General features: G+C 71.4%; 10 protein-coding genes and 2 rRNA genes. 11 read left to right on the top strand and 1 reads right to left on the bottom strand.

The window, feature by feature from the left end:
• The 3 genes from L615_RS10975 to L615_RS10965 form a co-directional block, all read left to right on the top strand.
• A 23S ribosomal RNA gene (locus tag L615_RS10975) occupies positions 1–1,193 on the top strand; the annotation flags it as partial.
• Positions 1,194–1,375: 182 nt separating this feature from the next.
• A 5S ribosomal RNA gene (gene rrf / locus L615_RS10970) occupies positions 1,376–1,492 on the top strand.
• 214 nt (positions 1,493–1,706) lie between these two features.
• Positions 1,707–2,069: a single-stranded DNA-binding protein gene (locus tag L615_RS10965; RefSeq protein WP_028655019.1), complete on the top strand. Its 363-nt coding sequence runs from the start codon at positions 1,707–1,709 to the stop codon at positions 2,067–2,069.
• Here the strand turns inward: L615_RS10965 and L615_RS10960 are convergent.
• Positions 2,032–3,183, bottom strand: coding sequence for a DUF1015 family protein (locus L615_RS10960; RefSeq protein WP_051485577.1), 1,152 nt, complete (start codon positions 3,181–3,183; stop codon positions 2,032–2,034). The two genes, L615_RS10965 and L615_RS10960, sit on opposite strands and share 38 nt — an antisense overlap.
• Positions 3,184–3,232: 49 nt before the next feature.
• Here L615_RS10960 and L615_RS10955 point away from each other — a divergent pair, with 49 nt between their 5' ends.
• The 8 genes from L615_RS10955 (at position 3,233) to ald (ending at position 11,540) form a co-directional block, all read left to right on the top strand.
• Positions 3,233–4,264, top strand: coding sequence for an HAD-IIA family hydrolase (locus L615_RS10955; RefSeq protein WP_036517172.1), 1,032 nt, complete (start codon positions 3,233–3,235; stop codon positions 4,262–4,264).
• Between the two features lie 9 nt (positions 4,265–4,273).
• Positions 4,274–4,462: a hypothetical protein gene (locus L615_RS10950; RefSeq protein ID WP_145725089.1), complete on the top strand. Its 189-nt coding sequence runs from the start codon at positions 4,274–4,276 to the stop codon at positions 4,460–4,462.
• A complete protein-coding gene (locus L615_RS10945; RefSeq protein WP_028655016.1) occupies positions 4,462–5,295 on the top strand; it encodes a TlyA family RNA methyltransferase in 834 nt (277 codons plus the stop codon). The genes L615_RS10950 and L615_RS10945 overlap by 1 nt, the downstream gene beginning before the upstream one ends.
• On the top strand, positions 5,292–6,260 hold the full coding sequence (locus L615_RS10940; protein ID WP_028655015.1) for an NAD kinase: 969 nt from the start codon (positions 5,292–5,294) through the stop codon (positions 6,258–6,260). Before L615_RS10945 ends, L615_RS10940 begins: the two co-directional genes overlap by 4 nt.
• Positions 6,257–8,005: a DNA repair protein RecN gene (gene recN, locus L615_RS10935; RefSeq protein WP_145725088.1), complete on the top strand. Its 1,749-nt coding sequence runs from the start codon at positions 6,257–6,259 to the stop codon at positions 8,003–8,005. Before L615_RS10940 ends, recN begins: the two co-directional genes overlap by 4 nt.
• A 32-nt stretch (positions 8,006–8,037) precedes the next feature.
• A complete protein-coding gene (locus L615_RS10930; RefSeq protein WP_028655013.1) occupies positions 8,038–9,738 on the top strand; it encodes a CTP synthase in 1,701 nt (566 codons plus the stop codon).
• Positions 9,739–9,748: 10 nt separating this feature from the next.
• Entirely contained in the window at positions 9,749–10,339 is a 591-nt protein-coding gene (locus L615_RS10925; RefSeq protein WP_145725087.1) for an NUDIX domain-containing protein, read from the top strand.
• A gap of 85 nt (positions 10,340–10,424) precedes the next feature.
• Positions 10,425–11,540, top strand: a complete 1,116-nt coding sequence (gene ald, locus L615_RS10920) for an alanine dehydrogenase (RefSeq protein WP_145725086.1) — start codon at positions 10,425–10,427, stop codon at positions 11,538–11,540.
• Position 11,541 lies beyond the last annotated feature (1 nt).

Here is an 11,541-nt window from a genome sequence, read left to right as displayed (position 1 = left end):
AAGGGGGGCCCGGAACGTGACCCCACTTGCTGGGTGAGCGGGAAGGGCCGCAGAGACCAGGGGAAAGCGACTGTTTACTAAAAACACAGGTCCGTGCGAAGTTGCAAGACGATGTATACGGACTGACTCCTGCCCGGTGCTGGAAGGKTAAGAGGACGGGTTAGACGCAAGTCGAAGCTCAGAATTTAAGCCCCAGTAAACGGCGGTGGTAACTATAACCATCCTAAGGTAGCGAAATTCCTTGTCGGGTAAGTTCCGACCTGCACGAATGGAGTAACGACTTTCCTACTGTCTCAACCATGGACTCGGCGAAATTGCACTACGAGTAAAGATGCTCGTTACGCGCGGCAGGACGGAAAGACCCCGGGACCTTTACTATAGTTTGGCATTGGTGTTTGGTTCGGCTTGTGTAGGATAGGTGGGAGACTGTGAAGCCTCGACGCCAGTTGGGGTGGAGTCATCGTTGAAATACCACTCTGGTCGTACTAGATGTCTAACCTAGGGCCATGATCTGGTTCAGGGACAGTGCCTGATGGGTAGTTTAACTGGGGCGGTTGCCTCCCAAAATGTAACGGAGGCGCTCAAAGGTTCCCTCAGCCTGGTTGGCAATCAGGTTTCGAGTGTAAGTGCACAAGGGAGCTTGACTGTGAGACAGACATGTCGAGCAGGGACGAAAGTCGGAACTAGTGATCCGGCGACTCCGAGTGGAAGGGTCGTCGCTCAACGGATAAAAGGTACCCCGGGGATAACAGGCTGATCTTCCCCAAGAGTCCATATCGACGGGATGGTTTGGCACCTCGATGTCGGCTCGTCGCATCCTGGGGCTGGAGTAGGTCCCAAGGGTTGGGCTGTTCGCCCATTAAAGCGGCACGCGAGCTGGGTTTAGAACGTCGTGAGACAGTTCGGTCCCTATCCGCCGCGCGCGTAGGAAACTTGAGAAAGGCTGTCCCTAGTACGAGAGGACCGGGATGGACGAACCTCTGGTGTGCCAGTTGTACCGCCAGGTGCAGGGCTGGTTGGCTACGTTCGGAAGTGATAACCGCTGAACGCATCTAAGCGGGAAGCACGTTTCAAGATGAGGTTTCCCACCCCTTGTGGGTTAAGGCCCCCAGCAGAACACTGGGTTGATAGGCCGGAGGTGTACAGCAGCAATGCCCAGCCGACCGGTACTAATAGGCCGAAGACTTGCCACAACAAACCCCCAACACACTCCAACAACACGTGCCTGACACGTGGATTCCAAACAGGGGCAACACACCGCACGCGTCCACTAACAAGATCCAACCCCCACCAGGGACGGACCACCCACCACCAGCCCGAGCAATCGGAACCTGGATGGCACCGGTCCGACGGCCCGAACAGGGGTTCATAGAGTTACGGCGGCCATAGCGGCAGGGAAACACCCGGTCCCATCCCGAACCCGGAAGTTAAGCCTGCCAGCGCCGATGGTACTGCAACCGAGAGGATGTGGGAGAGTAGGACGCCGCCGGACAAACATTCGCCGAAGGGCCAGCACATCGTGCTGGCCCTTCGGTGGTTTTGGGGTATTTCTGGCCGGCATCGGCGTCCCGGGCGCACCGATTTTGTCCGCCCACCCTCCACAGGAGCCGTCCCGCGGCTCGTCGTCCACAGCGTCCCCGTCGGCCGGCCGGTGGTGTCGGCGCTGCGTCGGAGCCTGTTCTCACCCGAACGAGTGGAGGAGACAGATGGAGACGAAGGTGGAGGAGGCGACCGACGTGAACTCGGTGCGCCTGGTCGGCAGGATCTCGGCAGTCCCGGAGCAGCGGACGCTGCCGAGCGGGGACGAGCTGTGCGTCTGCCGGATCTCGGTGGCGCGCGACAAGGTGCGGGTGCTGCCGTCGGGCCGGCGGTCGTCCTCGGTGGACCTGGTGGACCTCGCCGCGTGGTCCGCGCGGACCCGCCGCACGATGGCCCGCTGGCGCCCCGGTGACGAGGTGGAGGTGGAGGGAGCGCTGCGCCGCCGGTTCTACCGGGCGGGCGAGCGCACGATGTCGCGGGTCGAGGTGGAGGTCAGCTCGTGCCGTACGGTTCGTCGCGCAGCGACCTGATCAGCACGCCCAGGCTCGGCTTGGGCTGGAAGGACGTCGCCTTCTCCGGCAGCAGGCGGTCCGCCGCTGCGACCTCGAGCACGACGTCCACCGACGGAGCGGGCATCAGCACGGCCACGGCGTCGGGGCGTGCCGACGCCAGCGCCTCGTCGACGCTGTGGTGGTAGGCCAGTGAGCTCGGTCCGTGTGGGAGCGCCGGCACGATCCGCCGGTGCAGGGTCTCGACCGCGGCCTGGTGCGGGTCGGCCCCGAGGTCGACGACCGCCCAGCGCTCGCCGTCGGTGGCCGCCAGCCGGGTCGCGCAGAGCGCGGCCACCGCCTCGCCCTGCGGGTGCTCCTCGTAGCCGAGGCCGACACTCTGCACGGCGTCGCGGAGGTCCTCCAGCGAGGTGCCGACCAGCGTGCGGTGGATCGGTCCGAGGAAGAGGGGCGTCGAGTCCTGGTCGACGAGCATCGCGAGCCCGTAGTCGGTGGCAGCCGGCTGGGCGCCCTCGCCAGCGCGCCGGCGCTGCAGGCGGAGGTAGGCGGCGTAGCGGTGGTGGCCGTCGGCGATGAGGGCCTGGCTGTCGGCGAGCTCCTCGGCCACGACAGCGAGGCTCGCGGCGTCACGGATCGCCCAGATCCGGTGCTGCTGCTCACCGCGGTCGGTGAACTCGCGAAAGGTCCCGCCCCGGGTCACCTCGCTCAGCAGGTCGCGGAGCCGCTCCGTCGCGCGGTGCACGAGCAGGATGGGTGCCGGGTTCAGCTCCATCTCGGCCATCCGGTCGGCCAGGTCGTCGGCCTGGGCCGGGTGGATGCCCTCGTGGGGGAGCACGGCGCGGTCCTCGGGGCGGGTCGCACGGCGGGAGACGTCGAGCGCGCCGACCAGCCCCCGCACCGTGATCCCGGCGGAGGTGTACTCGTGCAGGTAGAGCGCCGGCTCCTCGTCACGCTCGACGAAGCCGCGGGCCTGCCAGCGCACCAGGCGGTTCGAGACGTCCTTGTAGGGCCGGGCGAAGGCGCGCCCCGTGGTCGGGTTGCCGACCCGACCCGGGCTGAGCATGAGCCCGCGGAAGGGCAGGAGGCGCAGCGGACCCGCGACGTACGGGGGAGTCACCAGTGCTGCTGCGTCCACCCGGAGATCCTACGGAGCGGTGCGAGGCAGGGGCTGGCAAGGTGGAGCCGTGTTGCTCACTTCGTCGCAGTCCCTGACCGCCGCCTACGACCTCGCCATGCTCGACCTCGACGGCGTCGTCTACATCGGCAGCGAAGCCGTGCCGGGCGCGGCGGCGGCGATCGCCGTGGCGCGGCAGGCCGGGATGCGGGTCGCCTTCATCACCAACAACGCGTCCCGATCGCCCCGGGTGGTCGCGGACCACCTCGTCGAGCTGGGGGTCGAGGCGGACGCCGGTGACGTCGTCACCAGCGCCCAGGCCGCCTCCCGGCTGGCGCGGGAGCAGTGGGGTGAGGGCGCGCGGGTCGTCGGCCTGGGCGCCGAGGGCCTGCGCAGCTCGCTGGTCGAGGCCGGGCTGGAGCCGGTCGGTGCCTACGACGACGCCGTCGGTGTGGTCACCGGCTACGGCCCCGACGTCGCGTGGAAGGAGGTGATGCGGGTCGCCGTGCGGGTGCGCGACGGCCTCCCGTGGATCGCGAGCAACACCGACCAGACCATCCCCACTGCCTTCGGCACCGCGCCGGGGCACGGCGTCCTGGTCGACATGCTGTCCCGGTTCACGGGGGTGACGCCGGTGGTGGCCGGCAAGCCGGCGCGGCCGCTGCTGGACGAGACGGTGCGCCGGGTCGGCGGCGAGCGTCCGCTGATGGTGGGCGACCGGCTGGACACCGACATCGAGGGCGCCCGCAACGCCGGGCTCGACTCGCTGCTCGTGCTCACCGGGGTGACCGGGCTCGCCGAGCTGGTCGCCGCGCCGCCGGCGCTGCGCCCGAGCTACCTCGCGGGCGACCTGGCCGGCCTCGACCGGGCGCACCCGGCACCGGAGCCCGACGGGCGGGACTGGGGCCTCGGGGGCTGGCGCGCCCGGGTCGTGGACGGCCGGCTCGAGGTCGAGGCGCTCGACGGTGGCAGTGCCGAGCAGGACCCGGACGACGCGTGGCGGGTGGCCGCCGCGGCCGCCTGGCAGCACCTCGACGACACCGGCGCGGTGGTCGACATCACCGCGGCAGGGCTCCCCGCGCCGACGTCGGCGGCGCGGTAGCCTCGCGGCATGACCGAGGTACCCGTTCCGGCGCCCACACCGACCGGCATCGAGGCCGTCGACCGTGTGCTCGACCTGGTCGCGGGGCTGGACGACCGGCCCCTCGAGGAGCACGCAGCGGTCTTCGAGGAGGCCCACGCCGGCCTCCGGCACACCCTCGACAACCCGCCGTCCCCCGGCGTCGCCTCCCCGGCCTAGTGCCCCCGCGCCGACTGCGGCTGGACGCCGAGCTGGTGCGGCGCGGGCTCGCGCCGTCCCGCGAGAAGGCCGCCCAGCTGATCGCCGACCGCCGGGTCAAGGTGTCCGGCGTCGTGGCGACCAAGCCGGCCACCGGTGTCACCACCGACGTCGCCATCGTGGTGCTCGAAGGTGAGCACGGCCCGGACTACGTGTCCCGGGGAGCGCACAAGCTCCTCGGTGCGCTCGCGGCCTTCGGCCCGCAAGGGCTCGTCGTCGAGGGTCGACGCTGCCTCGACGCCGGTGCGTCCACCGGCGGCTTCACCGACGTGCTGCTGCGCGCCGGCGCGGGCGAGGTGGTCGCGGTCGACGTCGGCTACGGCCAGCTGGACTGGTCCCTGCAGCAGCACGAACGGGTGCAGGTCCACGACCGCACGAACGTGCGCACGCTGACCGCCGAGCAGGTCGGGGGCCCCGTGGACCTCGTCGTCGGCGACCTCTCCTTCATCTCGCTCACCCTCGTCCTGGACGCCCTGCTCGGCGTCACCCGCGAGGACGGCGATCTCGCCCTGATGGTCAAGCCGCAGTTCGAGGTCGGCAAGGACCGGCTCGGCAAGGGCGGCGTGGTCCGCGACCCCGAGCTGTGGGTGGAGACGGTGCTGACCGTGGCGCACGCGGCCGCCGAGCGCGGCTGGGGAGCCCGGGCGGTCACGGTGAGCCCCCTGCCCGGACCGTCCGGCAACGTGGAGTTCTTCCTGTGGCTGCGCCACGGCCCCCCGGCTGTGGACGACGAGGCCGTCGCCGCGGTCGTCCGGCGGGGCACGTCGGGACCGGATGAGAAGGTGGGCCCATGACGATCCCCGCGACCACGGACACGCCGCGCCGCGTCCTGGTGCTCGCCCACACCCGGCGGCCCGAGGCCCGCGAGGTCGCCCGGGCGTTCGTCAAGGAGCTCACCGGCCACGGCATCGCCGTGCGGCTGATGCGCTCCGAGGCCGAGGACCTCGAGCTCGACCCGCAGGCGTTCGACCCTGCCGTCGAGCTCACCGACTCCGAGACCGACGCGAGCCGTGGCTGCGAGCTGACCGTCGTCATCGGCGGCGACGGCAGCATCCTGCGCGCCGCCGAGGTCACCCACACCCGGTTGACCCCGGTGCTCGGCGTCAACCTCGGCCACGTCGGCTTCCTCGCCGAGGCCGAGCATGAGGACGTCGCGGCGACCATCGACGCGATCGTGCACCAGCGCTACACCACCGAGGACCGGCTCACCCTGGACGTGCGGGCCTTCGTCGGCGGCGAGCTCGTCTACAGCACCTTCGCCGTCAACGAGGCCAGCGTCGAGAAGGCGTCGCGCGAGCGGATGCTCGAGGTGGTCGTCGAGGTCGACAGCCGCCCGCTGTCGCGCTGGGGGTGCGACGGCGTCGTCTGCGCCACCCCGACCGGGTCCACGGCCTACAACTTCAGCGCCGGCGGTCCCATCGTGTGGCCGCAGGTCGAGGCGCTGTGCATCGTGCCGCTCAGCGCCCACGCACTCTTCGCCCGGCCGATGGTCGTGGCGCCGTCCTCGGTCATCGCGATCGAGGTGCTGCAGGGAGCCGAGAGCTCGGGGGTGCTGTGGTGCGACGGGCGCCGCAGCGTCGACCTGCCGCCCGGCGCCCGGATCGAGGTCAGCCGCGGGCTGCGCCCGGTCCGCCTGGTCCGGCTGCACGAGGCGCCGTTCACCGACCGGCTGGTGGCGAAGTTCGGACTGTCCGTCGAGGGGTGGCGCGGTGCGGCGGAGCTGCGCCGGCAGGCGCGCGCCCAGGGGGAGCTGCCGTGATCGAGGAGCTGCGGATCAGCCAGCTGGGCGTCATCGACGCCTCGGTGCTCGAGCTGGGTCCGGGACTGACCGTCATCACCGGTGAGACCGGTGCCGGCAAGACCATGGTCGTGACCGCGCTCGGCCTGCTGCTGGGCGGGCGGGCCGACAGCGGCGCCGTGCGCGCCGGTGCCCGCCAGGCCCGGGTCGAGGGCCTCATCAGCGCCTCCGCTGCGCCAGGCCTCGCGGCCGCGGTCGAGGAGGCGGGCGGTGAGGTCGAGGACGACGCGATCGTGCTCGCCCGCAACGTCAGCGCCGAGGGGCGCTCACGGGCCTTCGCCGGGGGAGCGGCGGTCCCGGTGTCGACCCTGGCGTCGATCGCCGAGCCGCTCGTCGCCGTGCACGGCCAGTCCGACCAGCACCGGCTGCTCAAGCCCCAGACCCAGCGCCTCGCCCTCGACCGCTTCGGCGCCCTCGAGGAGCTGCACCGGGCGTACCTCGCCGTCCACGACGAGCTGGTCGCCACCGAGCAGGAGCTCGCCGACGTCACGGCGAGTGCACGGGAGCGCGCCCGGGAGGCCGACGTCCTGCGCTTCGGCGTGGACGAGGTCGAGGCGGTGAACCCGCAGCCCGGTGAGGACGCCGAGCTCGCCGCCGAGGAGGCCCGCCTGGGCCACGCCGACACGCTGCGCAGCGCTGCCGAGCAGGCCCGGGAGGCGCTCTCCAGCGAGCACGGGTCGCCCGACGCGCTCGGGGCCGTCGCGGCCGCCCGCGGGCTGCTGGAGGGCGTTCGCGACCACGACCCCGAGGCCGGGGCGCTCGCGGACCGGGTCGCCGAGGTGAGCTACCTCCTCACCGACGTCGCGGCCGACGTGGCGTCGTACGCCTCCGGCGTCGACACCGACCCGGCCCGCCTCGCCGCCGTGTCCGAGCGGCGCGCGGCGCTCATCGCGCTCACCCGGAAGTACGGCGAGACCGTCGACGAGGTGCTCGCCTGGGCCGAGACCGCGTCCAAGCGGCTGCTCGACCTCGACTCGACCGACGAGCGGATCCAGGAGCTGACCGACCGCTCGGCCCGGCTGCGGACGGAGCTCGCCACCGCCGGTGCCGCGCTCAGCAAGGCGCGGGTCGCCGCCGCGGAGCAGCTCTCCGCCGCGGTCACCGAGGAGCTCACCCTGCTCGCGATGCCGCACGCCGCCGTCACCGTCCGGGTCACCCCGCGCGCGGTCGACGCCCCCGCGGACCCCACCCGGCCTCCCGCCGACGTGGTGCAGGTGGGGGACCGGTGGATCCGGTTCGGCCGCAGCGGCCTCGACGACGTCGAGTTCCTGCTCGCCGCCAACACCGGCTCCGAGCCACGCCCGCTGCACAAGGGCGCCTCGGGCGGTGAGCTGTCCCGGGTGATGCTCGCCGTGGAGGTCTGCCTCGCCGGCACCAGCCCCGTCCCGACCTTCGTCTTCGACGAGGTCGACTCGGGGGTCGGCGGCGCGGCGGCGGTCGAGAYCGGCCGCCGGCTGGCGAAGCTGGCCGAGGACGCCCAGGTGCTGGTCGTCACGCACCTGCCGCAGGTCGCGGCCTTCGCGGACCGGCACGTCCTGGTCGAGAAGGCCAGCGACGGCACCGTCACCACGTCCGGCCTGGTCACGCTCGACGACGCGGGCCGCGAGCGGGAGCTGTCGCGGATGCTGGCCGGGCTCTCGGAGTCCGACACCGCCCTCGCGCACGCACGTGAGCTTCTCGACGTGGCGCGCCGGCGTGCAGGCTGAGCAATCACCACGTAGGATGGAATCCCGTGAACATGGCGCCCGGTAAGCAGGCAAAACACCTCTTCGTCACCGGGGGCGTCGCCTCCTCTCTCGGCAAGGGCCTGACGGCCTCGAGCCTCGGCCGGCTGCTGCGCTCGCGCGGCCTCCGGGTCACGATGCAGAAGCTCGACCCGTACCTGAACGTCGACCCGGGCACGATGAACCCGTTCCAGCACGGCGAGGTCTTCGTCACCAACGACGGCGCCGAGACCGACCTCGACATCGGGCACTACGAGCGCTTCCTCGACACCGACCTCAACCAGATCGCCAACGTGACGACCGGGCAGGTCTACTCGTCGGTCATCGCCAAGGAGCGCAAGGGCGAGTACCTCGGTGACACCGTCCAGGTGATCCCGCACATCACCGACGAGATCAAGGACCGGATCCTGGCCATGGGCCGCGGCACCGGTGCCGACGCGGTCGACATCGTGATCACCGAGATCGGCGGCACGGTCGGCGACATCGAGTCGCTGCCCTTCCTCGAGGCCGCCCGCCAGGTGCGCCACGACATCGGCCGCGACAACTGCTTCTTCCTGCACGTCTCGCTGGTGCCCTACATCGGGCCGTCCGGCGAGCTGAAGACCAAGCCCACCCAGCACTCCGTCGCCGCGCTGCGCCAGGTCGGCATCCAGCCCGACGCGATCGTGTGCCGCGCCGACCGCGAGCTGCCCGAGGGCATCAAGCGCAAGATCGCGCTGATGTGCGACGTGGACCAGGAGGCCGTGGTCACCGCGGCCGACGCGCCCTCGATCTACGACATCCCGAAGGTGCTGCACCGCGAGGGCCTCGACGCCTACGTCGTGCGCCGGCTCAACCTGCCCTTCCGCGACGTCGACTGGAGCATCTGGGACGACCTGCTCCGCCGGGTGCACCACCCGAAGGAGGAGGTGACCATCGCGCTGGTCGGCAAGTACATCGACCTGCACGACGCCTACCTCTCCGTCGCCGAGGCGCTGCGCGCCGGCGGCTTCGCCCACGAGGCCAAGGTCAACCTGCGCTGGGTCGCCTCCGACGACTGCGAGACCCCGGCCGGCGCCGCGAAGCAGCTCGCCGACGTCGACGCCGTGTGCGTGCCCGGCGGCTTCGGCATCCGCGGCCTCGAGGGCAAGCTCGGCGCGCTGACCTACACCCGCACCCACGGCATCCCGACGCTCGGCCTGTGCCTGGGCCTGCAGTGCATGGTCATCGAGTACGCCCGCACCGAGCTCGGGCTCGCCCGCGCCGGGTCCACCGAGTTCGACGTGAACACCCCCGAGCCCGTCATCGCCACGATGGAGGAGCAGAAGGACATCGTCGAGGGCGAGGGCGACCTGGGCGGCACGATGCGCCTGGGCCTCTACCCGGCCAAGCTCGCCGACGGCTCGATCGCGGCCGAGGTGTACGGCGCCGACCTCATCGAGGAGCGGCACCGGCACCGCTACGAGGTCAACAACTCCTACCGCGACCGCCTCGAGAAGGCGGGCCTGGTCTTCTCCGGCATCAACCCCGACCTCGACCTCGTCGAGTTCGTGGAGCTCCCGCGCGAGGTGCACCCCTACTACATCGGCACCCAGGCGCACCCCGAGCTGCGCTCGCGGCCGACGCGCCCGCACCCGCTCTTCGCCGGGCTGGTCGGTGCCGCCATCGCGCGGCAGCGGGAGACCCGCCTCGAGATCGACGAGTCGGGCCTGCACCCCGAGTTCGTCGACGAGTGAGGCGCCCGCGGTGAGCGGCGTCGCGGACGTCCCCGAGTCCTGGCCGGTCGAGTCCTCGGCCGACCTCCACCGGGACGGCTGGGTGCTCGCCCTCCGCTCCGACCAGGTACGACGACCGGGGGACCACGACGAGGAGGCGTTCCGCCGCCTCGTGGTCGAGCACCCCGGTGCCGCGGTCGTGCTGGCCGTCGACGACCAGGACCGCGTGCTGTGCCTCAAGCAGTACCGCCACCCGGCGCAGGCGCGCCTGGTCGAGCTGCCCGCCGGCGTGATCGACGAGCCCGGGGAGGACCCGGAGGCGGTCGCGCGCCGCGAGCTGCGTGAGGAGGCCGCGCTCCAGGCCGAGCGCTGGACCCACCTGCTCTCGACGTTCAGCTCGCCCGGCTACTCCGCCGAGCGGATCCACTACTACCTCGCCGAGGTCCTCTCGCCGGCCGACCGGGGTGACTTCGTGCTCCGCCACGAAGAGGCCGACCTCGAGGAGGTCTGGGTGCCCTTCGAGGAGCTCGTCGACGCGGTGCTCGACGGCCGGGTGGCCGACGGCCCGGTCGTGCAGGCCGTGCTCGCCTGCCGTGTGCGCCGGGACCGCGACGCCGGCTGACGCCCCGACCGCGCTGCACGAGCAGGGCGCCGAAAATTCGCCCGCGCCCCTAGCGGGGCGTCCACAGGATCTTCGACAATGCACCATGCGTGTCGGAGTCCCCAGGGAAGTGAAGAACCACGAGTACCGGGTGGCGATCACGCCGATCGGCGTGCACGAGCTGGTGGCCCACGGCCACGAGGTCGTCGTCGAGGCCGGTGCCGGCGTCGGGTCGTCCATCACCGACGACGACTACGTCGAGGCGGGTGCCCGGATCCTCGGCTCGGCCGACGAGGTCTGGGAGTGCGCGGAGATGGTGCTCAAGGTCAAGGAGCCCGTCGCCGAGGAGTACCACCGGATGCGGGAGGGCCAGACCCTCTTCACCTACCTCCACCTGGCCGCCGACAAGGCGCTGACCGAGGAGCTGCTGCAGCGCAAGGTGACCGCGATCGCCTACGAGACCGTCCAGCTGCCCTCCGGAGCGCTGCCGCTGCTCTACCCGATGTCGGAGGTCGCCGGTTGCCTCGCCCCGCAGGTCGGCGCGCACGCGCTGACGAAGGCCCAGGGTGGCCGCGGCGTGCTGATGGGCGGCGTCGGCGGCGTCGCCAACGCCAAGGTCGTCATCATCGGCGCCGGGGTCGCCGGCCAGAACGCCGCCAACATCGCGCTCGGCATGGGCGCTGACGTGACCCTGCTCGACACCGACCTCGACAAGCTGCGGATGTCGTTCTGGCGCTACAACAACCGGGTGCACGGCCTGGCCAGCTCGAGGCTCGCGATCCAGCAGCAGGTCACCGAGGCCGACCTGGTCATCGGCGCGGTGCTGATCCCCGGTGCGGCGGCACCCAAGCTGGTGACCAACGACCTGGTGGCGCAGATGAAGCCCGGGTCCGTGCTCGTCGACATCGCCGTCGACCAGGGCGGCTGCTTCGAGGACACCCGGCCCACGACGCACGCGGACCCGACCTTCCAGGTGCACGGCTCGACGTTCTACTGCGTCGCGAACATGCCCGGCGCGGTGCCGAACACCTCGACGTACGCGCTCACCAACGCCACCCTGCCCTACGTCACGGCGCTCGCCGACCGCGGCTGGCTCGAGGCCTGTCGCGCCGACACCAGCCTGGCCCTCGGCCTCAACACCCACGCGGGCAGCCTCACCAACGCACCGGTGGGCGAGGCGGTCGGCATCGACGCCGTCGCCCTCGACGAGGTGCTCGCCTGAC

The organism is Nocardioides sp. J9 (assembly GCF_007829375.1).
Taxonomy (GTDB): Bacteria; Actinomycetota; Actinomycetes; order Propionibacteriales; family Nocardioidaceae; genus Nocardioides.
Note: the sequence above shows the minus strand (reverse complement) of the source record. Positions and strands in the feature narration are given on the sequence as shown.

Bases quoted from the DNA above. Each gene is read 5' to 3' on its own strand.
- L615_RS10950 (WP_145725089.1), top strand. From the start codon at position 4,274: ATGACCGAGGTACCCGTTCCGGCGCCCACACCGACCGGCATCGAGGCC.
- ald (WP_145725086.1), top strand. From the start codon at position 10,425: ATGCGTGTCGGAGTCCCCAGGGAAGTGAAGAACCACGAGTACCGGGTG.
- L615_RS10965 (WP_028655019.1), top strand. From the start codon at position 1,707: ATGGAGACGAAGGTGGAGGAGGCGACCGACGTGAACTCGGTGCGCCTG.
- L615_RS10940 (WP_028655015.1), top strand. From the start codon at position 5,292: ATGACGATCCCCGCGACCACGGACACGCCGCGCCGCGTCCTGGTGCTC.
- L615_RS10930 (WP_028655013.1), top strand. From the start codon at position 8,038: ATGGCGCCCGGTAAGCAGGCAAAACACCTCTTCGTCACCGGGGGCGTC.